Source organism: Ruegeria sp. CI8, from assembly GCF_056536865.1.
This window is the reverse complement of record NZ_JBQFQL010000001.1, coordinates 1,907,653-1,933,233: the sequence shown is the minus strand read 5'-3', so window position 1 is coordinate 1,933,233 and position 25,581 is coordinate 1,907,653. Positions and strand designations below refer to the sequence as shown.

Genomic DNA, 25,581 nt, shown 5'->3' with positions numbered 1-25,581 from the left:
GCAGTGAAAGGGGCGCGTCATGAAAAAGTTCGGCAAGAGCCAACCGGTCACCCGGACCGAGGATCAGCGGTTCCTGACCGGGCACGGGCGCTACATGGACGATACGGTGCCACCCGGCGCGCTGCACGCGGTGTTCTTTCGCAGCCCGGTGGCGCATGGCGACATCAGCGGGCTGGATCTCGACGCCGCCCGCGCCGCGCCCGGTGTGCGGCTGGTGCTGACCATCGATGACATGATCGCCGCCGGAATCGACCCGGTGCTGAGCGCCACGATCCTTGTCAACCGGGACGGCACCCGCGCTGCCAATCCGCCGCGCCACATGCTGGCCCGCGACCGGGTGCGCTTTGTCGGCGAGCCGGTGGCGATGGTCGTCGCCGAGACCCCCGCGCAGGCCCGCGACGCGGCCGAGCTGATCTGGATGGATACCGCCGACCGCCCCGCCAAGCTGGACCTTGCGCCGGGCGGTGAGCCGCTGCACCCCGAGGCCCCCGACAACCGCGCCTTTGACTGGGCGGTGGGCGACGAGGCCGCGACCCAGGCCGCTTTTGACGCCGCCGCCCATGTCGTGTCGCTGCAGGTGGCCGACAACCGGGTGATCGTGAACTCGATCGAGCCGCGCGGCTGCAATGCGGTCTGGTCCGACGGGCGGCTGCATTTCAGCTATGGCGGGCAGGGTGTCTGGGGGATGAAGGCGCAGCTGGCCGGCAAGCTGCGGCTGGATCCGCAGGCCGTCCATGTCACCACGCGAGACGTCGGCGGCGGGTTCGGCATGAAGGCGATGCCATATCCCGAGTATTTCTCGGTCGCGGTGGCGGCGATGCAACTGGGCCAGCCCGTGCACTGGATGTCGGACCGGACCGAGGCGATGTTGTCCGACCACCACGGGCGCGACCTGACCTCGCTGGCCGAGCTGGCCTTTGACGAGGATCTTCGCATCACCGCCTACCGGGTCCACAGCCGCTGCAACCTGGGCGCCTACAACAGCCATTTCGGTCAGGCGATCCAGACCAACCTGTTCAAATGCGTGCTGCCCGGCGTCTATGACGTGCAGAAAACCTATCTGCGGGTCGAGGGGTTCTATACCAACACCACTCAGGTCGATGCCTATCGCGGGGCCGGCCGCCCCGAGGCGATCTATGTGCTGGAACGCGCGATGGACCGCGCCGCGCGGGAACTGGGCGTCGACCCGTGGGAACTGCGCCGCCGCAACTTCATCCGGCCCGACGCCTTTCCCTATGTCTCGGCCACCGGTGAAACCTATGACGTGGGCGATTTTGACATGGTCCTGTCCCGCGCCGCCGAACAGACCGCCGGTTTCGTCGCGCGCAAAGCCGCCGACGCCGAACGCGGTCTGATCCGGGGGCAGGGGCTTTGTTACTATATCGAAAGCATTCTGGGTGACCCTTCCGAAGGCGCAAAAGTCGAATTCTGTCAAGACGGAACCGTGAACCTGTATGTCGGGACGCAATCGAATGGACAGGGCCATGAGACGGTTTATGCCCAGTTCCTGTCGGATCAGACGGGGATTCCGGTTGACCGGATCCGGGTCGTGCAGGGCGACAGCGACCGCATGGCGCAGGGCGGCGGCACCGGCGGGTCACGCTCGGTCACGGTGCAAAGCGCGGCGACGCTGGTCACGATTGACCAGATGATTGCCGCATTCACGCCCTATCTGGCGGATAAAATGGGGGTCGAGGAAAGTGATGTGACCTTCGACCATGAGACCTTTCGCGCGCCGGGGTCGAACCTGACGCCGACGCTGATCGAAGCGGCCGAGATGGCCCGCGCTGACGGCCGCACCGACCTGCTGCAGCACGAGGCCCGCACGCGGCTCGAGGCGCGCAGCTATCCCAACGGCGCCCATGTTGCCGAGATCGTGATCGACCCGGAAACCGGCACGACGACGGTCGACCGCTATACGGTCGTCGATGATTTCGGCAATCTCATCAACCCCATGCTGGCCGAAGGGCAGGTGCATGGCGGGGTGGCCCAGGGCATCGGCCAGGCCCTGTGCGAGCACGTGGTGCATGATGGTGAGGGGCAGTTGCTCACGGCAACGTTCATGGATTACGCCTTGCCGCGCGCCGCTGACATACCCATGATTAGGTTTACCTCGGCGCCCGTCCCTTCAACAGCCAACCCCATGGGAATGAAAGGATGCGGCGAGGCAGGCACCGTTGGCGCATTGGCCGCGGTTTCAAATGCGGTGCAGGATGCGCTCTGGGATCATGGGGTGCGGCAGGCGGACATGCCGTTCACTCCGGTCAAGGTTTGGGAATTGTTGTCGAATGGTACTGTCGCGGTTCGGTAAGAAGATACTTGGATGGCTCGGCCGCCCCCTGCGGTCCGAGCATTCCGCCGAAACGCGCCACCGCGAACCCATCAGTCATGTCATCATCCTGGACGGAACGATGTCGACCTTGGAGCCCGGCTTCGAGACCCATGCCGGCCAGACCTTTCGGCTGTGCTGTGAAATGGGCAATCAGGTCTCAGTCTTCTATGAAGCGGGCGTGCAATGGGAGAGCTGGAAATCCACGCTGGACGTGATGATGGGGCGGGGGATCAATCGCCAGATCCGCAGGGCCTACGGCTATCTTGCCTCGCGGTACAAGCCCGGCGATCGGATCTACTTCATCGGCTATTCCCGCGGCGCCTATGGTGTGCGCAGCCTTGCCGGCGTCATCGATATGATCGGGCTGCTGCAGGCCGAGCATGCGACCGAGCGCAACATCAAGCAGGCCTACCGGCATTATGAGTGCAACCCGGGCGGGCAGGCCGCGCAGGACTTTCGCCGGAATTTCTGCCACGACGGCGTCGAAACTGAGATGATCGGCGTCTGGGACACGGTCAAGGCATTGGGACTGCGCCTGCCGCTGCTGTGGCGCATGGCCGAAGAGCGGCATTCATTTCACAACCACCACCTCGGGCCGTCCACCCGGCACGGGTATCATGCGCTGGCGTTGGATGAAACGCGAGAGGTCTTCACGCCAGTTCTTTGGGCGACCGCGCCGGATTTCCGCGGCCACTGCGAACAGGTCTGGTTCCGCGGCACGCATGGTGACGTCGGGGGGCAACTCAGCGGGTTCGAGCCCGCGCGACCGCTGGCCAACATTTCGCTGGTGTGGATGCTCGACAAGGCCGAGTTGCATGGTCTGCCGCTGCCTGAAGACTGGCGCAACCGCTTTCCCACTGATCCCCATGCACCGTCGGTCGGGACGTGGCGGGGGTGGGGCAAGATCTTCCTGCTGCGCAAGCATCGCACCGTAGGTCAGGACCCGTCCGAACGCCTGCATGTCTCGGTTTCGCCCGACGAACTGCCCAAATGGGTGCACCTGCCGGCAGGACCACATTCGCACCCGGCGCAGTAACGGTCAGTCAAACATCGCCGGGCTGGATGACTTGCCGTTCGCTTGAAACGCATCGTGGATGTCTTTTTCCAGATTGCGTGTCAGGGACAGGTCCGGCAACGCATCCGGGGCGAAAAACGCCGCTTCGCTGGTTTCGGGGCCCGGTATCGGGGTGGCGGCATCGAAAGGGCTACACAGGAAGAACAGTTTGTAGAAATCCCGTGGATCTGCCGGGTAGGGATGCCGTGCCTTGTGGCGTACGGCATAGAGTGTCTGCGCCGCGACACGCAGACCGGCTTCCTCCAAGACTTCGCGTTCGATGTTCTCCGACGGAGAGCTGCCGATATCGGCAAAACCGCCAGGCATCGCCCAAAACCCGTCGCTGCGTTCCCGTACCAGCAGTATACCGCCGTTACGAATTACGGCGGCGCGGATGTCGATGCTGGGTGTTGCGTATCCGCCCGCGTGGGCAGGCATCGCCATTTCGATCTGTGACAAAGGCACCCGACCCAGATCGGCCAGCATCGCGCGGGCCATTCCGGCGATCTCGTCATAGCGTTCGCGGTCGAACGGATCGGTGGTGAAATGCTGGCCGGTTTCGGCCAGCGCCAAAAGCCGTTTGGCCCGGGCCAGCCAGGTATCCTCCATCGCTGTCGGATCCTGGCGCATGGGCCTCAGCGCCGCCGGTCGCGGCGCGAGCTCATGGGTTGGAAGGCGACGCCCACATGCGCCTCACAATAGGGTTTGCCCGGCTCGGCCGGCAGACCGCAGAACCAGAAATCATCCGTGGCCGGATCGCCCACCGGCCATTTGCAGGTCTTTTCGGTCAGTTCCATCAGGGTCAGCTTCTTGGCCTTCTTCTCGACCTCGTTGACCTTGGCCAGTGCCTCGGGGCTGATTTCATTGGCCGAAGGCTGCGGTGGCAGCGGCTGGCCGGCCGGAATGATCTGGCGGCGCGGCGGCGTGGCCGGCTTTGCCTCGGCGGCCGGCGCGGCTGCTGCAGGGCGGGCCGGTTCGGTCTTGGGGGCGGGTTTGGGCTTGGCCTCGGCCTTGGGTGCGGGGGCCGGTTTTTCCTTGGGCTCGGCCTTGGCCGGTGCGGCGCCGGCGGTCCGGTTCGACAGGCCCAAGCGATGGACCTTGCCGATCACCGCATTGCGGGTGACCCCGCCCAGTTCCTTAGCGATCTGGCTGGCCGACTGGCCTTCGCCCCACATTTTCTTGAGCAGTTCAACGCGCTCGTCTGTCCAGGACATGGGTAGCCTTTCAAAAGCGGGAAAGCGGCCTCGGTCACGGGCCGCCTTCGGAATTCGTCTCAGCGCCCTATTCTAATCACTGCGGGCCGAGTTACAAGCGGTCATCGAATCAGATTGGGGGCAGGAATGCAGAATCTCGCGGATCAGGACATGCGCCGTTTCGGAGCGGTCAACTGGATGGGGTTGTGGACACTGGCCCAGCGCGAAACCCTGCGCTTCCTGGCGGTCTGGACGCAGACCCTGCTGGCGCCTCTGGTCACAGCGGGGCTGTTCCTGCTGATCTTCAACATTGCCGTCGGCCCGGGGCGACCGGATGTCATGGGCGTGCCCTTCCTGACATTCCTGGCGCCCGGGATCATGATGATGACGGTGATTCAGAACGCCTTTGCCAACACTTCGTCCTCGATGGTGATCTCGAAAGTGCAGGGCAACATCGTCGATACCCTGATGCCGCCGCTGTCCCCGCTCGAGATATTGCTGGGCTATCTGGCGGGCGGCATCGCACGGGGTGTGCTGATCGCGTTGATGCTGGCCGCTGCGCTGGCGCTTGGCTTGGGGCTGATGCCGCAGCATCCCGCGCTGGCCTTGGTTTTCGTCATTCTTGGGGGTGCGTTCATGGGCGCGCTGGGCCTACTGGCAGGGGTCTTCGCCAACAAGTTCGATCAGATGGCCGCCATCACCAACTTCATCGTTACTCCGTTGGCGTTTCTGTCCGGCACCTTCTACTCGGTCGACGCGTTGCCGCCGTTGCTGAACAGGATCAGCCACGTGAACCCCGTTTTCTACCTGATCGACGGATTGCGATATGGCATGATCGGAGTGTCGGACAGCAACCCGATGTTGGGGATGGCCGTCTGTTTGCTGTCCACCCTGCTGATCTGCGCCGTCATCTGGCAAATGCTGCGGACCGGTTACCGACTGAAGGCCTAGGCAGCTTCGGACAACGAACCGGGCTGTAGAGGCACGCGTGGGCGTCCCAGCCGCGGATGCAGTCGCGCGGCCACGGACCAGGCGCCCAGCAGTGCAAACCCACCTGCTGCAAAAACACCAGCCACCGGTGTCGCCAGCAACACCAAGGCGGCAACGCCCGGTGTCAGAATTCCCGAAACGTCGCGATAGCTGGAATAGATTGCGGACATCTCTGTCCGCTCGGACGGCTTCACCGCCATCAGGAATGGCAGACCGGCACAAATGTCCAGCACGATCAACCAGATTGACCCCATGACCAGTGCGACGACCGATGCCACCGGCCAGCCCGAGAGAATTGCAGCCAACAGAAAACATGTGGCGCAGGCGGCAAAGCTCGTTCGTACGGCGCTGCGCAGAGACCGGTTCTGGACCCAGCGCAGAATCAGGGGGGCAGCAAACAGCATGGCGTTCGTGGCTGATAAAAGCGTGCCGCCCAATTGCTCACCCAACCCGTTTTCGATGGCGAAAATCGGAAGGTAGACCACATAGATCCACCAGCCACAGGACCGGATCATGGCAAACAGATACCCGGCCACCAGCCGTGGTTGGGCAAAGAACCGTGGTAGAAAAGACAGCGGATTTTTCGTTGCTCTCCTGGCCTTGGTAATCAGTTTGCCGTTCCCCAGGCGCATGGCCCAGAACATGATCAGCATACCAATGGCGGCGGCCGCGCTAATGACGAAAGGGGCCGGGGCCCATACTTCCATCAACATTACACCTGCCATCGGCCCCGCTGTCCAACCCAGCGCGCTGTAGAACATCCGGCTTGTTTCGCAGCGGCCGAGCTCGATCTTGCTGATGTAGTCCAAAACGTAGGCGTTGAAGCAGATGAAAGTAACCACTGCGGCCACGGTGTTCAGCGCAAGCGCCCCGATCACGGCTTCGGGGCTGCCGTCGATGGCCAGCAGAGCGCCGGTGATGAACATAACGCAGCCGGCTGTGTAGGCCCATCGCCGCGGGACATAACGGATCAGGAACGGCACCATCAGTCCGGCCAATAACGAAACGAGGCCGACTAGAAAGTAAACGAGCGAGACGGACCCGGCGTCGCCCATGGCCCGGTACATCACCAAGGGGAATACGGAAATCAGGATGCCGCGAACCACGGCCTCGAACCCGGCAAGTATGCCGAACTTGCGAACGGAGGGCGCGGGCGCATGACGGACCCATTCCGGGATTCGGCGTTCGTGCATCGGGCAATCTCTCTAACCAACCGCATTCAGGGTGCGTCATGCGGTGTCGGTTTCATGAGAGTTTGCGACATCGGGGTCGCCTGCGGACAAGGCCGTAGAAAAAAAATTCTAGCGGCGTCTGGCTCGGGCCTCGCGCCAGACAAGGATCAGCGCTCCGGTCAGAATGCCCCCTGAACCCAGCAAACTGACCCAATCCGGAACGACCCGGAACACCGCAAAGTCATAAAGCGCGGCGAATATCAGCGTTGCATAGCTGATCGGCGCTACGAACGAGGCATCTGCGCGGGCCATTCCATTGACGAAGCAGGCCTGCGCGCAAGCCATCAGAAAACCAATGCCGGCCAAAGCCGCCCACTGAGCGGGCGATGGTGGTTGCCAGACGGTTGCGACCGCGATGCTGGCAATCGTCAAGCCCATGGCATTGTTGATGAGCAGGATCTGGATTGGGCTCTCGCGGCCAGACAGCTTTTTGATGAAGATCAATTCCATCCCGATCACTGCCGCCGCCGCCAAGGCCAGCAGGGCCGCGGGTTGAAAGCTGTCGGGGGTCGGGCGCAGCAGGATGATCGCCCCCGTCAAAGCCACCGCCGCCGCCAGCCAGCGCCAAGGCCCAACGGTCTCTTTCAGCAGAGGAATGGCCAGAACCATCGCGAAAACAGGGTTCAGAAACGATATCGCCGTGGCTTCGGCTATGGGGATATAGGCGACCGACGCGAACATCAGAGTAATGCCAGTCCATCCGAAACTGGTGCGCCCGATATGCAGACCCCAATGCGGACGCCGTAGTTGGGGACGCAGGACGCCAACTGCCACCACGATGACCACAAATGCGAACAGGAACCGGCCATGGCTGATCTGCATCGGGTGCAGGGGCGGGCCCAGTGTCTCGGTGCCCAGAGCTTTGGCCAGCAATGTCGTGCCCGCGATGAAAGCGCTGGCGCAGAAGATAAGTAAGGCTGCCAGGGCAGGGTTGTGGGCTTGTGGTGAGAACATGGGCCATCGGTGCGCCAGCGTAGGAGAAATGACAAGCCCGAATTGCAAGGCGCCCGACCCGCGCCAGCAAAAAATCCATGGGCGGTTGCATTTTGCCTTTCCACACTGGGCTGACCCCGCTATACGGGCGCCCATGATCAAACTCGTGCATATCCTGCCGCTCCGACGTCGACGCATCATTGCGTAACCGGCCCGTTTGATCCTGCGCGCACGAACCAAATCCGCGCATCTCTCACCAAATCTGTTGACGAACCCGGTCTCAGTGTTTCAGTCACTGGGTTCAAGTTTTCCAAAAAGGATGATCCGATGATCCCGTCCGTTCTGCCGACCTACAATCGTGCTCCGCTGACCTTCGTGAAGGGCGAAGGCGCCTGGCTGACCGAGGCGGACGGCCGACGTTTCCTTGACCTGGGCGCGGGGATCGCGGTGAATGCGCTGGGCCATGCACACCCGGCACTGGTCGGCGCCTTGACCGAACAGGCGCACGCGCTGTGGCACGTGTCGAACCTGTACCATATTCCGCAGCAGCAGGCGCTGGCCGACAAACTGGTGGATCTGACCTTTGCCGACACGGTGTTCTTCACCAATTCGGGCACCGAGTCCTGCGAATTGGCGGTCAAGATGGCCCGCAAGTACTTCTACGATCAGGGCCAGCCGGACAAGGTCGAGATCATCACGTTCGAGGGGTCTTTCCACGGGCGCTCTTCGGCGGGCATCGCCGCCGCCGGGTCCGAGAAGATGACCAAGGGGTTCGGCCCGCTGCTGCCCGGGTTCGTGCATGTTGCCTTCGGCGATCTGGACGGCGTGACCAACGCGATCAGTGACAAGACCGCCGCGATCATGATCGAGCCGATCCAGGGCGAGGGCGGCATCCGCCCCGTCCCCGATGTCGAGCTCAAGGCCCTGCGCCAGATCTGCGACGACAACGGGCTGCTGCTGATCCTTGACGAGGTGCAGTGCGGCGTCGGCCGGACCGGGAAACTCTTTGCCCATGAATGGGCGGGCATCACGCCTGACATCATGATGGTGGCAAAGGGTATCGGTGGGGGCTTTCCGCTGGGTGCGGTGCTGGCCACCGAAGCGGCCGCCAGCGGCATGACCGCGGGCACCCATGGGTCGACCTATGGTGGCAACCCGCTGGGCTGCGCGGTGGGCTGCGCAGTTCTGGACCATGTGGCGACCCCGGCCTTCCTGGACGGCGTCAACCGCAAGGCGGGTCTGCTGCGCCAAAAGCTCGAGGGCCTTGTCGCTGATCACCCCGACGTGTTCGAAGAGGTCCGCGGATCCGGCCTGATGCTGGGCTTGAAATGCAGGGCGCCCAACGCTGACGTGGTCGCGGCCGGTTATGATAACGAAGTCATCACCGTGCCCGCGGCCGACAACGTGATCCGCCTGCTGCCGCCGCTGACCCTGACCGAGGATGACGTTGCCCAGGCCCAGATCCGCCTCGAGAAAGCCGCCCGGCAGGTTCAAGGCTAACTCGCCTCGGCCTGACGCCCCCTATTCCCGAATGCGCCGGGGGCGACGCGCCCCGGCAACCGACAGTGAAAAAGCGAACCGACATGAACCATTTCCTTGATATCCACAAAACCGACGCCGCCGCGCTGCGGTCGATGATCGACCAGGCCGGCGCGATGAAGAAGGCCCGGTTGGGCCGTCCCAAGGCCGCGCCCGACGACGAACAGCCGCTAGCCGGCCGCATGGTGGCGCTGATCTTCGAAAAACCTTCGACCCGGACCCGCGTTTCTTTCGATGTGGGCGTACGCCAGATGGGCGGTCAGACCATGGTGCTGTCGGGCAAGGACATGCAACTGGGCCATGGCGAGACCATCGCCGACACCGCCCGCGTGCTGTCGCGCTATGTCGACATGATCATGATCCGCACATTCGACGAAACCATCCTGACCGAGATGGCCGAATACTCGGACGTGCCCGTGATCAACGGCCTGACCGACCGCACCCATCCCTGCCAGATCATGGCCGACGTGCTGACCTATGAGGAACACCGCGGCCCGATCGCCGGGAAAAAGGTGGTTTGGACGGGTGATGGCAACAATGTCTGCGCCTCGTTCCTGCACGCGGCGGGCCAGTTCGGGTTTGACCTGACCTTTACTGGCCCGGCCCAGTTCGACCCCGAGGAAGAGTTCATGGGCTTCGCCCGCCAGAAGGGCTCGAAGATCGTGATCGAGCGCGATCCGTACAAGGCCGTCGAAGGCGCCGATCTGGTTGTGGCCGACACTTGGGTTTCAATGCACGATTCCCAATCCGCGAAGGAACGTCGGCATAACCTGTTGCGGCCCTATCAGGTCAACGCCGAGCTGATGGCCCATGCCAAGCCCGACGCCCTGTTCATGCACTGCCTGCCCGCCCACCGCGAAGAGGAAGCGACCTCGGAGGTGATGGACGGGCCGAACTCGGTGATCTTTGACGAGGCCGAAAACCGCCTGCACGCGCAGAAGGCTGTGATGCGCTGGTGTTTGGGCGTCTGAAGCTCCCTCAGACATTCAATGGGAGCCGCTGGTTCTCTTTCAATCCCGGAGGCTCCCATGCCGCACGTCGTCTTGGAATTTTCAACTGGGCTTGAGCGATCGCATGATTTTCAAGCCATATGCGAAGAACTCTATACGGTCCTCGCCACGCATCAGGAGTTTGACGCACCAACGCTGAAAATTCGCGCGATACCGATCCCGTATTCCTTCATCGGGACTGAGCCGCAGACCTTCATCCATGCCTCACTGTTGCTGATGCAGGGACGGGATGAACGGACGCGAGCCGAGCTGAACGCGATCATTCTGGATGTTCTGACCGCCGCTGCGCCAACGGTCGGCAGCATCACGGTGCGGGATGTAGAGATGAACCGCGCCACCTATGCCAAGCGCCTGGCGACCTGACGTGCGCTCGTCGCCTAACCTCGCGGTTTAACGTCCCAGACCTGCAGTCTGATCAACGCCCCGAAGCAGGCGAACAATACAAGTCCGCACAATGTGGCCTTGGTGACGGTTTCCATTGCGCCCTCGATCAGCAGGGCATGAACGACGGTGCCCAGGATGGTCACAAGCGCAAGACTGGCATGGGCCAACCGCCAAAGGCGGAACCGCCATCCCAGCCGGCTGCGCAGCGCGGCCAGCGCCGCGGCAGCGAACGCTGCCCACATGGCCGCCACGCCCCAGGCCGAGAACGGGGTGGGGGACCGGAACAGAAGGGCATCCACCACGTCCGGGGGGCTGGTGATCCACAGTCCGCCCACATGCAGGGCAATCATGGCGATCAGGGTGATCCCGACCCAGCGGTGCACCATTCGGCCGTTCATCGCGGTCAGCCCCGGCAGCATGCGCGCGGCCAGCAGCGGCTGTACCAGCAGCAATCCCAACCCGATGACTCCGGCAAAGCCCGCAGCGATGTAGATCGGGCTGCGCCAGGCCAGATACGGGCTGAACCCCGCCACCACCACGGGCACCGCAACGGCCGCGATCAACGCCAGCCAGACCGCAAGGACGCCCGAGTGCGGCACGTGGTTCAGACCGGTTGCAGAACGAAATGCGCGGCGAGAGTCTTGTCGCGCGCACTGGACATGATCGGGCGCAGGAAGACGGTCTCGAATTCGCCGCTGTCATAGGCCAGATGTCCATGCGGCTGACCAAAGGCCGGCACGATCTGCGGCATCTCCAGCCGGAATTCTCCGTTCGCATCGGTCAGGGTGGCACCGTGGCTCTGAGGGTCGCGCTCGTGGCCTTCTGTGGTATGCGCCCAGATCTGGATGCGCTGACCGGGCAGGGGCGCGCCGTCGCCGGCCCGCCGTACTGTGCCGGTCATCCAGAAACCGCCGCCGCCGATCCGGTCGACGATTGGCGCGCCCGGGCGGTAGTTGTTCGATCCGCCCCGCATCGACGGTGTCGGCGCCAACCCACTGGCCCGCGCAGGCAGGATCAGCCCGCTGCCGGCCGTGGCAACCAACGCCGTGCCGGCCACTAGCATGGTTCTTCGGTTCAGTGAATCTCCGGGCATCGAAACCTCTCCTGTGCTGACCCGGCAGCTGTTCCAACCGCCACAGTGGAAGAATAGCACGATCACGACTCATTCCGAGCGTTCCGGGCAAAATCCGGCCGACCTGCAGACAAAAGCGCGTGGAATGGACCGAGACGGCAATAACCTTTGACGCCTGCGCCATTCGGGTGCGATCCTTTTCCTTGCGTCACCAAGGGGGAAGCCGATGACAGATGCCAACCTGCTGACCAAGGATGAAATCACCGCCTTCCGCCGCGATGGCGCGGTGGTGCTGCGCCAGAAATTCAGCGCGGACTGGCTGGAGTTGCTGCGCGCGGGCATCGACGCCGATCTGCAGACCCCGACCGAGAACTTCACCCGCCACACCAAGGACCCGGACGCGCCCGCCTATCTCGAGGATTACTGGGCCTGGAGCAAGATCCCCCAGTTCGAGGAATTCGTCCGCAACTCGCCCTGTGCGTCAATCGCGTCCGAGTTGCTGGGCGCCGTGCCGATCAATCTGGTGATGGACAACTGGTTCCTGCGCGAGGCCGGATCGACCTCGCGCCCGCCATTCCATCAGGACCTGTCCTATTTCGATTTCGAAGGCTCGATGTGCGTGCTGTGGCTGCCGCTTGAACCGGTCAGCAAGGACAACGGGATCGCCTTCGTGCGCGGCTCGCACCTGTGGGACAAGCTGTTCATGCGGGTGCGTTTCGCCGACGGGCACCCCAGCTATGAACCCACGCAGGTTGCAGGCCGCACCTATCACCCGCCACCGGACGTGAATGCCGATCCCGGCGCTTATGACCTGCTGCAATGGGACCTGGATCTGGGCGATTGCATCTATTTCGACATGCGCACGCTGCACGGGGGGCTGTCCTCGGTCACGCCCACGGAAACCGTGCGCCGCTTCACCCTGCGCATGACCGGGCCGGACGGGGTGATCCGGTATCGCGGCGATTGGGCCAAGGAGGAGCGGGCGCAGTTTGAGGCCGCCGGCTATGCCGAGGGCGACCGGATCGCCGGCCCGTTTTTTCCGCAACTCTGGCCCCGCGCACAGGACTGATCCGGGGCGCAGCTTGTCTGTGCGTAGATGCACTTTGTCCGCTGGTATTTTGCGCTAGATTGGCAAGGGTGAACATCCTGCCGCACCGGATTGGAGACCGACATGAGCTGGAACCCCACCCACAGCCCCGAATGCGTCAGCGAAGGTTCGGCGCTGGAGACCCTGATCATCCCGCGCGTCCGCGATCTGGGCGGGTTCGAGGTGCGCCGCGCGCTGCCCTCGGTCAAGCGTCAGTTGGTGGGGCCCTTTATCTTCTTCGATCAGATGGGACCGGCCGAGTTCATCACCGATGGCGGCATCGACGTACGCCCGCATCCGCATATCGGGCTGGGCACGGTCACCTACCTGTACCAGGGCGAGTTTGAACATCGCGACAGCCTTGGCACCCATCAGATGATCTATCCCGGCGAGGTCAACTGGATGGTCGCGGGCCGCGGCGTCACCCATTCCGAACGCACCAGCGCCGAAACCCGCGCCAAGCGGCACAGCCTGTTCGGCATCCAGACCTGGATCGCGCTGCCCGAAGCGCACGAAGACATGGCCCCCGATTTCGAACATCACAAGCAGGGCGCGTTGCCGCATATCCAGGATGCCGGTGTCAGCGCCCGGCTGATCCTCGGCTCGGCCTATGGGGAAACCAGCCCGGTCACGATGCTGTCTGAAATCTTCTATCTGGACGTGCAACTGGATCCCGGCGCCGCTTTTCCGCTGCCCGACGATCACGAGGATCGCGGCGTCTACGTCACCCAGGGCTCGGTCGAGATCGCGGGTGACCGGTTCGAGGAAGGCCGCATGATGGTCTTCCGCCCGAGTGACCGCCTGTCGGTGACCGCCGGGCCGGCGGGGGCGCGGCTGATGCTGCTGGGCGGGGCCACCATGAATGAGGATCGGTATATCTGGTGGAACTTCGTCTCCTCTTCGAAGGACAAGATCGAAACCGCGATCCGCGAATGGAAATCCGCCGATTGGGCCAACGGCGCCTTCCACCTGCCGCCGGGGGACGAGGACGAGTTCATTCCGATCACCCCGGAGCTGGAACGCACCAAGCCCCGGCGCGCGCGCTGAACGCGACGTCAGCGCCCGCACGGCTTGCCCACCCGCGCGATCCCGGCGATCCTTGGCCGCAAACGGGAAGGGGACGGCATGAAACTGGTGATCGCGGGCGCGGGCAGCATCGGATGCTATTGCGGGGGGTTACTGGCCGATGCCGGTCAGGAGGTCACGCTGCTGGGCCGGGCACGGGTGCTGGACCCGATCCGGCAGAACGGGCTGACCGTCACCGACTATTCCGGCATGCGCAAAACGATCCCCGCCGACCGTCTGACCCTGACCGAAGACCCTGCCTGCCTGTCCGACGCCGATTTGGTTCTGGTCACGGTGAAAACCGGCGCCACCGCCGAGATGGGCCGCCTGATCGCCGCGTACGCCCCGGCCGAGACCCCGGTCATTTCGTGGCAGAACGGGATCGAGAACGCGCGCACCCTACGCACCGCGCTGCCCGGGCGGGACGTGCGCGCCGGGATGGTGCCGTTCAACGTGGTGCCTGCCGGTCCGGCCACCTGGCATCGCGCGACATCCGGCGACATCGTGATCCAGTCCGGCCCCGGCGCGCTGGCCCGCCGCCTGTCCTCGCCCGATCTGCCCGTCACCGAAACCGACGGGATCGAGGCGGCGCAATGGGGCAAGCTGGTCATCAACCTCAACAATGCACTGAACGCGCTGTCGGGCCTGACCCTGCGCGACCAGCTTTTGAACCGCGACTGGCGCCGTCTGATGGCCGATCAGATGGCCGAGGCGCTGGCGGTTCTGGCCGCCTCCGGGCGCCCCGTGGCCTCGACCACGCCGCTGCCGGCCTCGATGACGCCGCATATCCTGCGCCTGCCCACGCCGCTGTTTTCGCGCATCGCGGCGCGGATGCTGACGATCGACCCCGCCGCGCGCACCTCGATGGCCTATGATCTGGATGCCGGCCGCCCGACCGAAATCGACAGCCTGCAGGGCGAGATCATCCGCCTGGGCCGCGAAACCGGCACACCGACCCCGATCTGCGACCGGGTGGCAGCGCTGATCACGCAGGGCGAGACGGGTCCGCTGACTCCCGATCGGATTCGTTCCGGGCTGCGCGCTGCCGGTGGTTAGATCCGCAACAGCAGCTTTTTCAGCTCTGGTTCATGGACGCGTTCAGACGCCTCTTGCGGCGAGACCCACTCGCGGGTGCGTTCGTGCATTTCGGGAAATTCATCGGCCAGATCGGTGACCCGCAGCCGGTAGACCGTGGTGCAAACCGGATCGATCGCGCCGCTTTTTCGGACCTTGCCGTAGCAATAGCTGCCGACCGGCTCTGGATCGACCTCGGCGTTGCGCACGCCGGCCTCTTCCCAGGCCTCCTGCGCTGCGGCTTCGGCCCCGTTCAGCCCGTCAATCGGCCAGCCCTTGGGGATGATCCACCGCCCGGTGTCCCGGCTGGTGACCAGCAGCACCTGCCTATCGGGGCCATCGCCACGGGTGCACAGCGCCGCGAACTGCACGTGGCGCGGACGCTGAAACAGGGGTTTCAGGACCCCCTCCCAGAATTTGTGCAGCCATGTCATTGCGGGTGCCTGCCGTTTTTTTGTTGTTCTGCCTTCCAGACGGCGAGAGATATCAATCTGACAGACGGTATTCAAGCACCCCTGCGTTTGGCCCGCAGGGTCGGGTCGGCCTGGGTCGGGTCCTCGGGCCAGGGGTGCTTGGGGTATTGCGCGCGCATGTCCTTGCGCACATCGGCATAGGACCCGGCCCAGAACCCCGGCAAGTCGCGGGTGATCTGGATCGGGCGTTGCGCAGGGGACAGCAGGGTGATCTTCAGCGGCTCGCCGCCCACAATAGGGTGCTGGGTGACCCCGAACATCTCCTGCAGGCGAACCGCGATCTCGGGCACCGCCTTGCCATAGTCGATCGGAACCTTGCGCCCCAGCGGCGTGACGAAGGCCGGGGGCGCGCGGCGGTCCAGTTCCTGCGTCTGGTCCCAACTCAGCCGCGCCTGAAGAGCGGGCAGCAGGTCGAACCGCTTCCAATCCTCGGCACTGCGCACGCCGGTCAGCATCGACAGCAGCCAGTCCTTAAGCGTGTCCATCAGCCCGTTTTCCGAAAAGTCCGGCAGGTCGACGCCCGCCGCCCGCACCAGCTCGACCCGCGCGGCCAATCGCGCGGCCTTGCCCTCCAGCCGCAGGCCCAGATCGCGCACGCCGTCCAGCATCGCGCGGGCCACGGACTCGTCGGGCACGTCCTTCCAGATGCGGTCATCCAGCACCAGCGCCCCGAACCGTTCCTGCCGCCGGGCCACCACTCGACGGTCCCGTTTCGACCAGGCGCAGGTCTCGACCCATTCGATCTGGTCGGCGAACAGTGCGCGGATCTCGGCCTCGGTGATCTGCGCGGCTAGGCGCAGCCGGGCCTCGCGCGGGTTGCCGTCCGTGTCGATGGCCACCAGACACGGGGCCGCGGCCAGCGGGTCGCCGGGGTCCATCACCACACCCTTGCCGCCCGACAGCACATAGCGCGGCGCGTCGCCCTTGCGCCGCTGGCCGACCCGGTCGGGATAGGCCAGCGCGGCCATCGCCGCCGGGCTCAGCGGGTCGCCTTCGGTCTTGATCTGGCCGCGCAGCCGTTTCGCCTCGGACCGGATCCGGTCCAGAACGCCGGGATTGGCGGGCCAGACCCGGTTGCGCTGATAAGTGCGCGGATCGCGCAGCGCCTCGAGCCGCAGCGACAGGTCCACCGGTGCGCCCTTCAACGGGTCGCGCTCGGCCATCAGGGCGGCAAGCGGAGCGGCCTGCGCGCCGGCCGTGACCAGCATGTGCCCCAGCCGCGGATGCAGCGGCAGACCAGCCAGTGCGCGGCCATGTTCGGTGATCCGGCCCTTGCCGTCCAGCGCGCCCAGCATCCGCAGCAGCGCGCGCGCCTCGGCCAGCGCCCCCTCGGGCGGGGGTGTCAGAAAGGCCAGATCCTGCGGCTCGGCCCCCCACAGGGCCAGTTCCAGCGCAAGGCCTGTCAGGTCGGCGGCTTCGATCTCGGCGGGTGGAAAGGCGGGCAGGGCGCCTTCCTCACCCTTCGACCACAGGCGATAGCACAGCCCTTCGGCCACGCGGCCCGCGCGGCCCGCGCGTTGGGTCGCCTCGGCGCGGGTGACGCGCTCGGTCACTAGGCGCGACATGCCCGAGCCCGGATCGAACCGCGCGCGGCGGGCCTGACCCATGTCCACCACCACCCGGATGTCCGGAATGGTCAGCGAGGTCTCGGCGATCGAGGTGGCTAGCACCACCTTGCGTCCGGTCTCGACCGGCGCAAGGGCGGCGCGCTGGGCGGCAAAGGGCAGGGCGCCGAACAACGGCCGGATCGTACAATCGCCGGGCAGCCGCCCGGCCAGCGCGGCCTCGGCCCGGCGGATTTCGCCCTCGCCCGGCAGAAACACCAGAATACCGCCGCCGGTGGCGCGGGTCTCGCGCTCGGCCTGCACCACCAGATCGACCAACGCATCCAGCCGCCGCGTCTGGAGGCCAAGCGGGCGGTCCAGCCAGCGGGTCTGAACCGGAAAACTGCGCCCCTCGGATGTCACCAGCGGCGCGTCCATCAACCGCGCCACCGGATCGGCATCCAGCGTGGCCGACATCGCCAGCAGGATCAGGTCGTCGCGCAGCGCACCGGCGACCTCGAGGCACAGGGCCAGCCCCAGATCGGCGTTCAAAGATCGTTCGTGGAATTCGTCGAAGATCACCGCCCCAACACCGGGCAGATCGGGCTCGGACTGCAGCATCCGGGTCAGGATGCCTTCGGTCACCACCTCGATCCGGGTGGCATTCGACACTTTCGTCTCGCCCCGCACGCGATAGCCGACGGTCTGGCCCGCGCGTTCGCCCAGTGTCTCGGCCATGCGTTCGGCAGCGGCGCGGGCGGCCAGCCGCCGCGGTTCCAGCATCACGATCCGCCCGTCGCACAGGCCGGCGTCGCGCATCGCCAGAGGCACGCGCGTGGTCTTGCCGGCGCCGGGCGGGGCCTGCAGCACCGCGCGGCCGCGTGTGCGCAGCGCGGCGATCAGGTCGGGCAGGGCATCGTCGATCGGTAGACGGGTCATGCCGCCTTATCGCCAAAGCCCCGGCCAAGGTCCAGAACGCCTGCGTCAAATCCCGTGCCCGGCGGTACTGGACAAACCCGGCCCATCCCCGTCATCTAGGGCAGATTTCGACGAAGGACCGCGCCCATGACTACAGCCGAGCTTGCCGACAGGATCCTCAAGGGCGACCGCCGGGCGCTGGCCCGCGCGATCACCCTTGTCGAAAGCACCCGCGCCGATCACCGCGCCCAGACGGCGCAGCTGCTCGAGGCGCTGTCGGGTGCCGGGCGGCAGGCGCTGCGCATCGGGTTGTCGGGAACGCCGGGGGTGGGCAAATCCACCTTCATTGAAAGCTTCGGCATGATGCTGATCGGGCAGGGGCTGCGGGTGGCGGTTCTGGCGGTCGATCCCAGCTCGGCCCGGTCGGGCGGCTCGATCCTGGGCGACAAGACCCGGATGGAACGCCTCAGCCGCGAGCCGAACGCCTTCATCCGCCCCTCACCCAGCCAGAGCCATCTGGGCGGCGTCGCCCGCCGCACGCGCGAGGCCATCGCCCTGTGCGAGGCGGCCGGGTTCGACGTGGTGCTGATCGAAACGGTGGGCGTGGGCCAGTCGGAGACCGTGGTGTCGGAAATGTCCGACCTTTTCCTGCTGCTGCTGGCCCCGGCCGGCGGGGATGAATTGCAGGGCGTCAAGCGCGGCATCATGGAGATGGCCGACATGATCCTTGTGAACAAGGCCGACGGCGACCTGAAAGCGACGGCCACCCGCACCTGCGCCGACTATGCCGGGGCGCTGCGCCTGCTGCGCAAACGCCCGCAGGACCCCGAGGGCTTTCCCAAGGCGATGACCGTTTCAGCGGTCGAGGAGCACGGCCTGGACCAGGTCTGGGCCGAGATGCAGGCCCTAGCCGATTGGCGCAAACAGAACGGCCATTGGGACGCCAACCGCGCCGAACAGGCCCGCTACTGGTTCGACCAGGAAGTGCGTCACGCGCTGCTCGCCAAGCTGGAGACCCCGCTGGCCCGGTCCGAGATGGACCGGCTGGGCGCCGAGGTCGGTTCTGGGCGACTCAGCCCATCGGTGGCGGCCGAGCGGATTCTGGCGACTCTTGCATCCGGGTAACACCATTGCCCGCGCGGACAGGAAAACTTGGCGCAACGCCCAAGAGTTCTGTAGCCTGAGTGCAGGTGAAATCCTTGGTTGTGGCGCCCAGCACATAGAAAAACCGGGGCGCAGCTGGCTGGCCGTGACCAAGCGGAGAAACAGGACCCGCCTCTCATGCCCGATATCTTTGGGACAAACGGCGACGACGATATCGAAGTCACCAATGACAACGGTACGCTGAACGGCACCCCTCGGGGTACGCCGATTGATGATATCCGCGCGCGCGGCGGCAATGACATCATCACTGTCACCAACAGTACCATCTCTGGCAGTGTCCGTGGAAATGCCGGGATCGATACGATCACGGTGATCGGCAGCACGATCAGCGGTCAGGTAAGGGCCGGATCAGACGACGACACGGTCACGCTGCAAGGCTCGGTCATTGGCAATATCCGTTTGGGCGGTGGGAATGATGTTCTGAACTTCCGCAGCACCAGCGTGTCCGGCGACGTGCGCGGTGGCAGTGGTACCGACACGCTGAACCTGCCCGCAGGAACTGTGGTTAATGACAGCTCGTTCGGGACATTTACCGTGTCTGCTGGCACCAGCTATTCGTTGACCAGCGGCAGTTTCACTCTGCCGTCGGGCATCACAGTCACCTATTCCGCATTTGAAAACGGATCCGGCGTTCCCTGCTTTACCGCTGGCACGAGCATTCTGACTGACCGCGGCCCGGTACAGGTGCAAGACCTGCGCACCGGTGACCTGATCTGTACGGCCGAGAGCGGCAACCAATCCATCCGCTGGATCGGTCGGCGCAGGTTTGATGCGATTGATCTGAGGGCCAATCCGAAACTGCGCCCCGTTCGTATTTGCGCCGGGGCTTTGGGGGCAGGGCTGCCCACGCGGGACCTGATGGTTTCCCGCCAGCACCGCATGATGGTCGGTTCTCGCATCGCGCAACGCATGTTCGGTCAGTATCAAGTTCTGATTCCCGCAATCAAGCTGACGGCGCTGCCGGGGATCTTCGTAGATTCTACGGTCGACAGCATCGAGTACTTCCATCTGCTGTTCGACCGGCACGAGATCCTGTTTGCCGAATCCGCGCCGACCGAAAGCCTGTATACCGGCCCTGAGGCGCTGAAATCTCTGGGACCCGCGGCAAGGACTGAAATCCTTGCGATTTTTCCGGAACTGGCTGATGAGAACCACGAATCCGAACCCGCTAGGTTGATCCCGATAAGCCAACAACAGACCCGTCTGATTGCTCGTCACCTCAAAAATCACAGGCCTTTGCTTGTTGATGCCTGAGCCGTTTCAGGGCCATTTATTGGCAAGGAAAGATTTCGCAGCTGCTGTCTTGACCCTTCCGGCGATTCCCACTAAACGCATCCAACCAGTTTTCGGGCGCGACTTCGGGTTGTGCCCCTTGTGATTTGGCTGCGGATTGATGCCCGGCCTCCAGAAACAAAGGAAGAAACCATGTCGCGCCGTTGCGAACTGACCGGAAAAGGCCCGATGACTGGCAACAATGTCAGCCACGCCAAAAACAGAACTCGTCGTCGTTTTCTGCCCAACCTGAACGACGTGACCCTGCAGTCGGAAACCCTGGGTCGTGGCGTCAAGCTGCGCATCTCGGCTGCCGCGCTGCGCTCGGTCGATCACCGTGGTGGTCTGGACGCGTTCCTGGCAAAAGCCAAGGACGAAGAGCTGTCCGCCAACGCGCTGAAAGTGAAAAAGGAAATCGCCAAGGCGCAAGCCTCGGCCTGATTTTCCCAAAGACTGTTTCGTGGCCCCTGTACCCGTTGGTGCAGGGGCTTTTCGTTTGTCTTTGGATCCTCAACCAGTCTCAAGCCTGTATTTCAGGAACTGCGCGCCGGAATAGGTTTCCGGACCGACATAATGCGCGCCGATACGCCGTAGCGCAGAGAGATTGCGGCGGGACGGTGGAAGCAGAAAAGTGACATAGGGAATGCGTTCATCGGCTCGGGCGAATGCGATGGCCTTGCGGGTGATGCGCGTGCCCAGACCGAAGGCATCCGCCGTCAGGACCAGGCCGAAATCCCATTCCCTGCCTTCACGCTGGAAGCCGCCCCAGCCGACATAGCAACCGCCGGACGTTATCGCCCAGTGCCCAAGCCCGTCGCGTTCCCAGCAGGCCTCTTTTGCGTCAATGAAGGCCCGCGCCATCGCGATGTCCCAGGGCCCCGTCAGTAAAGGCAGATGCCGAGCGACGCGGGGATCAGACATGTGCCGTGCGATTTCAGCCGGCTCAATCTGCGGCAGCCTGAGGAACTGGATTTCTGTGTGCGCTTTGCGTGGCATGACCTCGATCTACGCCTGAATTTCCGCCCAAACCAGACCGTCCCGATCACTTTGCCGTTGGACTGGTGTCGCACGTAGTGTCGGTGCGGAAGGCAGAAGGACGCGACTACGTGACATTGTTCACATACAGGGTTTTGAATCTGTTTTATGTATGCGGTTATTCTACGGCGGAGTGTGGTAATGTCTGCGAATACTTCAATTATTATTTCCTTCCTTTCGACTCTTCTGGTTGGCTCATTTTCCAGCTGTGCGCGGATGCAGCGGCGGGTGAACCGGCTGCATACCGGTCTCAACACCGGTCCGGATGATCGCGGAATTCTTTGAAGGTCTCGATCAAGACAAATTCAGGGGCCGGCCAGTCAGGCCGGCCCTTTTTCTTGGTTCGCGCCAAACTGTCTCAGCGTTCACGAAGGCACTTGAAGTCCGTTTCCGATCGGGCCTAAACGTCTGCCAAGATGACCCGATCCTATCGCCTCGTGTTGCCGTTGCTACTGTCGCTGATGCTGGTTCTGACAGGCCAGAGTTTTGCGGCGTCACGGGGATTGAATGCGGCGGTCGGTCAAATGGTGCTTTGCACCGGGAACGGTCCTGTGGTTGTCTATATGGACGAGCACGGCCAGCCCACCAAACCACCTCATTTCTGTCCCGACTATGCGCTCAACTTGCTGGGTGCGGTTCTGGATGCCCCGTCGCCTGCACCGAAAGGGCCCGAGCGGGCACAGTCTGACATTCCGCTGCATTCCGACAACCTTGTTGCGGCTCCGATCCCGCAGCGACCGGCGCGCGCGCCGCCGGCCCCTGTCTGAGACCCTTCGCAACACAATCAGACAGTTAAAAAGGAGAGGCGAGATGCCCTTCAAATCATTCCTGCCCGCTATTTTCGTCGCTGCAATCATGTCCACCGCCGCCCATGCGGAAAGTGTGATCTCGGTTGAGGATGCCTACGCCCGATCCTCGGGGGTCAATGCCAAGGCTGGTGCGGCCTTCATGATGATCCGCAATTCAGGCGACACCGATGATCAACTCGTCGCTGTCAAATCAGATATCGCTGCACGGGTCGAGCTGCATACGCACAAGATTGACGACAACGGCGTGGCCAAGATGATGGAAGTCGAGGAGGGTTTTGCGATCCCCGCCGGCGAGGCGCATATGCTGCAGCGGGGCGGGGACCATGTGATGTTCATGGGGCTCAAGCAGCCGTTTGAGCAGGGCGCAACCATACCCGTCACTTTGGTTTTTGAGCAGGCCGGTGAGGTCGTTGTCGAGATTCCCGTGGACCTGGAACGGAAAGACGGCCACGGGCATATGAAGCACTCGAACTGACAGCACGCCTGTCTTCGGGCCGCGATGCGGCCGTCATCCATGCGCCAGGCCGGGTCAAGCCCCGGCCTGTTCGCGTTTCAACTGCCGATCAGCGTTGTTCTTCACTTGTTGACCACGCGCATCGAAACCCGTTCTCCGGCCCGTTTGAAACGTGCGGCCATGAACAGCATGACGCCGGCAAAGGCCAAGGCGGAGACCGCGATTGCCCAGCCCAGTGCGACGACGCCGCTTCCGGGCCAGAAGATCAGCACCAGCCCGATGATAAGGGCCACGATGCCCGAGTTCCGAACGGTCGCGCGTTCGGGGTCCAGCTGATGCATCTGGCCCAGCGAAATCAGCGAGCCGATCCCGATGATCAGCGCCCAAGCGCCCAGCAGGAAGAACGTCAGACGAGCTGTGCCTTCCGGCCAGATCAAAAGGACCAGCCCAATCAAGACCGCCCCGATACCCGCGCCTCCGATCAGTCCGCGCCGACCGAAGCCAAGCAAGGTCAGACCGCCATCGAGGATCAGCAGCACCCCTACCAGCTGCAGCAGCAGTGCGATGCTGCCGGTCGGCCAGAACAGCGCGGCAATACCAACGGCCCCCGCAAGCAATCCGCGCAGCAGGAACGTCCACCACAGATCCGCAAGGGTGTCGCCCAGCGCTTCGCGGCTGTCGATGCCTTCGTCGTCAACGATTTCGCCGCGGGGGGCTTCAGGCTCGGTCATCTGTTTCTCCTGGTTCAGATTCCTTCAGCTTAGCCCAGCAGAATGATCCGTGTCACCTGCGGCCCAGCAAGTCATCGACCCAGCGTGGCACGATCTGGGTGGCGGGGCCAAGCAGCGTCTGGTCGAAGCTGGATGCACCAACCGAGGGCTCGAGGTTCAATTCGACCGTCCGTGCGCCCGCAGCTATGGCTTCGTGCACGAAGGCCGCAGCCGGGTAGACTTGGCCAGAGGTTCCGATGGCGGCGAATATCCCGGCCTGTGCCAGATGGTCGTAAATCTGATCCATGTGGTAAGGCATTTCGCCGAACCACACGATGTCGGGTCGGGCGGTTGCCGCGCGGCAGGCGGGGCACGGTTCGCCCACGGACATTTCCGCTGGCGCAATCCAGCGATGCCCGCAAGAGGCGCACAGCGCGCCTGACAGGGTGCCGTGCATGTGGATAACCCCGGTCGCACCTCCGGCTTCGTGCAGGCTGTCCACGTTCTGCGTTACGATCACCACTTCTCCTGGCCAGTCGCGCTGTAGCCGGGCCAGTGCTGTGTGGGCTGCATTTGGGTCGGCACCACCCGCCTGCGTCCGGCGCGCGTTGTAGAAGTCATGAACAAGGGCAGGGTTTCGGGCAAAACCTTCGGGTGTCGCCACGTCTTCGATCCGGTGCTGTGCCCACAATCCGCCTTCATCGCGAAAGGTGCCCAATCCGCTTTCCGCCGAAATCCCGGCTCCGGTCAAAATCACGATCTTTTCCATTCGCCCTCCACACGCTAAACCCGAGCCATGTCACAGCGTATCCTGTTTGTCTGCCTCGGCAACATCTGCCGTTCCCCTGCTGCCGAAGGTGTTTTCCGTGTCAGGGCGCCTCATCATGCCTGTGACAGTGCCGGAACGTCCGACTGGCATGTCGGGGATCCACCCTATGCGCCGATGCAACACGCGGCTCGCAACCGAGGGGTGGAGCTGAGCGATCTGCGCGCGCGCCAGTTTGCGGTGTCTGATTTCGACAGGTTTGACCTGATCATCGGTATGGACAGCGAAAACATCGCCAAGATCGAGGCTTTGCGCCCGGCCGACAATCCTACACCCGTACGCTTGTTGACCGATTTTGCGCCCCACACCGGCGCCGATCATGTGCCCGACCCCTACTGTACCCGTGATTTCGACGGGGCGCTGGACCTCATCGAAGCCGCCGTGGATGGGTTGGTGGCATATCTGGACGGCTAGCCGCCGATCACCTTCAACTGACCGGACAACCAGGGCAGGCGGGAAAGGGCTGGTTCGATCATCTGGCTTTGCATCAAACGGCGCGTCATGCCCGCGACTTCGCGCGGAACCTGATCTGACCAGTCAGACCGCGTGAACAGGGAAATAGTGCGCGAGAACTCTCCGAACGGAGCCGGGTAGACATCCATGCCTTCGTGGAAGCGGGCTGCCCGCATGTATCCCAACGGCGTGGTGATTGCCCAGCCAAGGCCGCGCGCCACCATGGCCATCAGGGCCAAGTGCGACCCGATCTCGAACCGCTCTTCGAACTGCAGCTGTTGCCGCGCCAGGTGGCTTTCGATTTGCCTGCTGATCAACTGTTCCCTCGCATAGCGCAGAAAGGGCAGGGTCTGCAAAGCGGCCTCTACGCCCCCATTGGCCACACCGCCCTTCGGCGCGACCAGAATGAAAGGATCTTGTACCAAAGGGTACTCCACCACGCCTTCCAGCACCTCGCCGCTATGGGCCGAAACCGCCAGATGCAGACGTTGCGAAGCCAGCGCCTCGAAAATCTCAAGGCTGGGGAGGGTTATGAGTTTGAACTTGGAGCGTGTCAGGCTGTCGGCCAGCAACGTGGCAAGGCGCGGGGTCAGGTCATTGTCGAAATCGTCGATCAGGCCGATCGAAAGCGTGCTCAGATGACCCAGGTCCATGACAGACAGCTCGCTTTGGGCCATCTGCAACTCGGCCAGTACGGATTCGGCCCGCGCCAGAAAGCTGCGCCCGGCTTGGGTCAGGCGCATGGGTCTGCGCCCGTGATCCACCAGGTCCGTGCCCAGAGCATTCTCGAGATTGCGCAACTGCTGGCTGACCGATGGCTGGCTGAGTCCGGTAATCTCGGCAGCCTGCGCCACCGAACCGGTCCGCGCCAAGGCCTCGAACACCTCGAGACCGCGCAGGGTCAACCCTTTCGTCACCATAAGATTTCCCTTTCACTGCGCCATTACTGAGGCGCAGG

General features: G+C 63.9%; 27 protein-coding genes. 15 read left to right on the top strand and 12 right to left on the bottom strand.

The features are described from left to right. The first annotated feature begins 19 nt into the window (after positions 1-19). Positions 20-2,311 (top strand): xanthine dehydrogenase family protein molybdopterin-binding subunit, encoded by a 2,292-nt coding sequence (locus tag ACR0DA_RS09590; protein ID WP_480753748.1) that lies wholly within the window; start codon positions 20-22, stop codon positions 2,309-2,311. Further along, positions 2,289-3,368 (top strand): DUF2235 domain-containing protein, encoded by a 1,080-nt coding sequence (locus ACR0DA_RS09585; RefSeq protein WP_480753747.1) that lies wholly within the window; start codon positions 2,289-2,291, stop codon positions 3,366-3,368. Before ACR0DA_RS09590 ends, ACR0DA_RS09585 begins: the two co-directional genes overlap by 23 nt. 3 nt (positions 3,369-3,371) lie before the next feature. Here ACR0DA_RS09585 and ACR0DA_RS09580 read toward each other — a convergent pair whose 3' ends face one another. Together ACR0DA_RS09580 and ACR0DA_RS09575 are read right to left on the bottom strand one after the other, a co-directional pair. Beyond that, a complete protein-coding gene (locus tag ACR0DA_RS09580) occupies positions 3,372-4,016 on the bottom strand; it encodes an NUDIX hydrolase (RefSeq protein WP_480753746.1) in 645 nt (214 codons plus the stop codon). A 5-nt stretch (positions 4,017-4,021) separates the two neighbouring features. Further along, a complete protein-coding gene (locus ACR0DA_RS09575; RefSeq protein ID WP_005977688.1) occupies positions 4,022-4,600 on the bottom strand; it encodes a GcrA family cell cycle regulator in 579 nt (192 codons plus the stop codon). Between the two features lie 126 nt (positions 4,601-4,726). Between ACR0DA_RS09575 and ACR0DA_RS09570 the strand changes: the two genes are divergently transcribed. After that, the gene (locus ACR0DA_RS09570) at positions 4,727-5,530 is read left to right on the top strand and encodes an ABC transporter permease (protein WP_093962716.1); all 804 of its coding nucleotides are present in this window, start codon (positions 4,727-4,729) and stop codon (positions 5,528-5,530) included. Here ACR0DA_RS09570 and ACR0DA_RS09565 read toward each other — a convergent pair. Next, positions 5,527-6,762, bottom strand: a complete 1,236-nt coding sequence (locus ACR0DA_RS09565) for an MFS transporter (protein ID WP_480753744.1) — start codon at positions 6,760-6,762, stop codon at positions 5,527-5,529. The two genes, ACR0DA_RS09570 and ACR0DA_RS09565, sit on opposite strands and share 4 nt — an antisense overlap. Before the next feature lie 108 nt (positions 6,763-6,870). Further along, complete coding sequence (locus ACR0DA_RS09560) at positions 6,871-7,755, bottom strand: DMT family transporter (protein WP_480753742.1); 885 nt, start codon at positions 7,753-7,755, stop codon at positions 6,871-6,873. Positions 7,756-8,061: 306 nt separating this feature from the next. Between ACR0DA_RS09560 and ACR0DA_RS09555 the strand changes: the two genes are divergently transcribed. The 3 genes from ACR0DA_RS09555 (at position 8,062) to ACR0DA_RS09545 (ending at position 10,646) form a co-directional block, all read left to right on the top strand. Further along, on the top strand, positions 8,062-9,234 hold the full coding sequence (locus ACR0DA_RS09555) for an acetylornithine transaminase (protein WP_480753741.1): 1,173 nt from the start codon (positions 8,062-8,064) through the stop codon (positions 9,232-9,234). A gap of 83 nt (positions 9,235-9,317) precedes the next feature. After that, entirely contained in the window at positions 9,318-10,244 is a 927-nt protein-coding gene (argF, locus tag ACR0DA_RS09550; RefSeq protein WP_480753739.1) for an ornithine carbamoyltransferase, read from the top strand. A 57-nt stretch (positions 10,245-10,301) separates the two neighbouring features. After that, positions 10,302-10,646: a 5-carboxymethyl-2-hydroxymuconate Delta-isomerase gene (locus ACR0DA_RS09545; protein WP_170368803.1), complete on the top strand. Its 345-nt coding sequence runs from the start codon at positions 10,302-10,304 to the stop codon at positions 10,644-10,646. Positions 10,647-10,660: 14 nt separating this feature from the next. On the opposite strand, the gene ACR0DA_RS09540 is transcribed toward ACR0DA_RS09545, so the two are convergent. Continuing rightward, a complete protein-coding gene (locus ACR0DA_RS09540) occupies positions 10,661-11,266 on the bottom strand; it encodes a ferric reductase-like transmembrane domain-containing protein (protein ID WP_480753737.1) in 606 nt (201 codons plus the stop codon). A gap of 5 nt (positions 11,267-11,271) precedes the next feature. After that, positions 11,272-11,760, bottom strand: a complete 489-nt coding sequence (locus ACR0DA_RS09535; RefSeq protein ID WP_222457027.1) for a peptidase associated/transthyretin-like domain-containing protein — start codon at positions 11,758-11,760, stop codon at positions 11,272-11,274. Positions 11,761-11,965: 205 nt separating this feature from the next. Here ACR0DA_RS09535 and ACR0DA_RS09530 point away from each other — a divergent pair, with 205 nt between their 5' ends. From ACR0DA_RS09530 to ACR0DA_RS09520, 3 genes are all read left to right on the top strand, one after another. Continuing rightward, positions 11,966-12,808: a phytanoyl-CoA dioxygenase family protein gene (locus ACR0DA_RS09530; protein WP_170358271.1), complete on the top strand. Its 843-nt coding sequence runs from the start codon at positions 11,966-11,968 to the stop codon at positions 12,806-12,808. Between the two features lie 102 nt (positions 12,809-12,910). Beyond that, positions 12,911-13,873 carry a pirin family protein gene (locus ACR0DA_RS09525; RefSeq protein WP_480753736.1) on the top strand — a complete coding sequence of 321 codons (963 nt, stop codon included), beginning with the start codon at positions 12,911-12,913 and terminating at the stop codon, positions 13,871-13,873. 78 nt (positions 13,874-13,951) lie between these two features. Then, a complete protein-coding gene (locus ACR0DA_RS09520; protein WP_480753735.1) occupies positions 13,952-14,947 on the top strand; it encodes a 2-dehydropantoate 2-reductase in 996 nt (331 codons plus the stop codon). On the opposite strand, the gene ACR0DA_RS09515 is transcribed toward ACR0DA_RS09520, so the two are convergent. After that, positions 14,944-15,399, bottom strand: a complete 456-nt coding sequence (locus ACR0DA_RS09515) for an NUDIX hydrolase (RefSeq protein ID WP_480753733.1) — start codon at positions 15,397-15,399, stop codon at positions 14,944-14,946. The two genes, ACR0DA_RS09520 and ACR0DA_RS09515, sit on opposite strands and share 4 nt — an antisense overlap. Positions 15,400-15,470: 71 nt before the next feature. Beyond that, a complete protein-coding gene (gene hrpB / locus ACR0DA_RS09510; protein ID WP_480753732.1) occupies positions 15,471-17,921 on the bottom strand; it encodes an ATP-dependent helicase HrpB in 2,451 nt (816 codons plus the stop codon). Between the two features lie 126 nt (positions 17,922-18,047). Between hrpB and meaB the strand changes: the two genes are divergently transcribed. The 3 genes from meaB (at position 18,048) to rpmB (ending at position 20,777) form a co-directional block, all read left to right on the top strand. Then, on the top strand, positions 18,048-19,025 hold the full coding sequence (gene meaB, locus ACR0DA_RS09505; protein WP_480753731.1) for a methylmalonyl Co-A mutase-associated GTPase MeaB: 978 nt from the start codon (positions 18,048-18,050) through the stop codon (positions 19,023-19,025). 156 nt (positions 19,026-19,181) lie between these two features. Continuing rightward, positions 19,182-20,318 carry a Hint domain-containing protein gene (locus ACR0DA_RS09500; protein ID WP_480753730.1) on the top strand — a complete coding sequence of 379 codons (1,137 nt, stop codon included), beginning with the start codon at positions 19,182-19,184 and terminating at the stop codon, positions 20,316-20,318. A 171-nt stretch (positions 20,319-20,489) separates the two neighbouring features. After that, positions 20,490-20,777: a 50S ribosomal protein L28 gene (gene rpmB, locus ACR0DA_RS09495; protein WP_039532366.1), complete on the top strand. Its 288-nt coding sequence runs from the start codon at positions 20,490-20,492 to the stop codon at positions 20,775-20,777. Positions 20,778-20,846: 69 nt separating this feature from the next. Here the strand turns inward: rpmB and ACR0DA_RS09490 are convergent, their stop codons facing one another. Next, complete coding sequence (locus ACR0DA_RS09490) at positions 20,847-21,332, bottom strand: GNAT family N-acetyltransferase (RefSeq protein ID WP_480753728.1); 486 nt, start codon at positions 21,330-21,332, stop codon at positions 20,847-20,849. A gap of 455 nt (positions 21,333-21,787) precedes the next feature. On the opposite strand from ACR0DA_RS09490, the gene ACR0DA_RS09485 reads away from it, so the two are divergent. After that, positions 21,788-22,138: a hypothetical protein gene (locus ACR0DA_RS09485; protein ID WP_170338018.1), complete on the top strand. Its 351-nt coding sequence runs from the start codon at positions 21,788-21,790 to the stop codon at positions 22,136-22,138. Between the two features lie 43 nt (positions 22,139-22,181). Next, positions 22,182-22,655, top strand: a complete 474-nt coding sequence (locus ACR0DA_RS09480) for a copper chaperone PCu(A)C (protein ID WP_170446851.1) — start codon at positions 22,182-22,184, stop codon at positions 22,653-22,655. Positions 22,656-22,756: 101 nt separating this feature from the next. Here the strand turns inward: ACR0DA_RS09480 and ACR0DA_RS09475 are convergent, their stop codons facing one another. Both ACR0DA_RS09475 and ACR0DA_RS09470 read right to left on the bottom strand, forming a co-directional pair. Beyond that, entirely contained in the window at positions 22,757-23,365 is a 609-nt protein-coding gene (locus tag ACR0DA_RS09475) for an HdeD family acid-resistance protein (RefSeq protein WP_480728677.1), read from the bottom strand. A gap of 52 nt (positions 23,366-23,417) precedes the next feature. Next, positions 23,418-24,113, bottom strand: a complete 696-nt coding sequence (locus ACR0DA_RS09470; protein WP_480753726.1) for an NAD-dependent deacylase — start codon at positions 24,111-24,113, stop codon at positions 23,418-23,420. A 27-nt stretch (positions 24,114-24,140) separates the two neighbouring features. On the opposite strand from ACR0DA_RS09470, the gene ACR0DA_RS09465 reads away from it, so the two are divergent. After that, entirely contained in the window at positions 24,141-24,584 is a 444-nt protein-coding gene (locus ACR0DA_RS09465; protein ID WP_480753725.1) for a low molecular weight protein-tyrosine-phosphatase, read from the top strand. On the opposite strand, the gene ACR0DA_RS09460 is transcribed toward ACR0DA_RS09465, so the two are convergent. Continuing rightward, the gene (locus ACR0DA_RS09460; RefSeq protein WP_170338025.1) at positions 24,581-25,543 is read right to left on the bottom strand and encodes a LysR family transcriptional regulator; all 963 of its coding nucleotides are present in this window, start codon (positions 25,541-25,543) and stop codon (positions 24,581-24,583) included. The two genes, ACR0DA_RS09465 and ACR0DA_RS09460, sit on opposite strands and share 4 nt — an antisense overlap. Positions 25,544-25,581 lie beyond the last annotated feature (38 nt).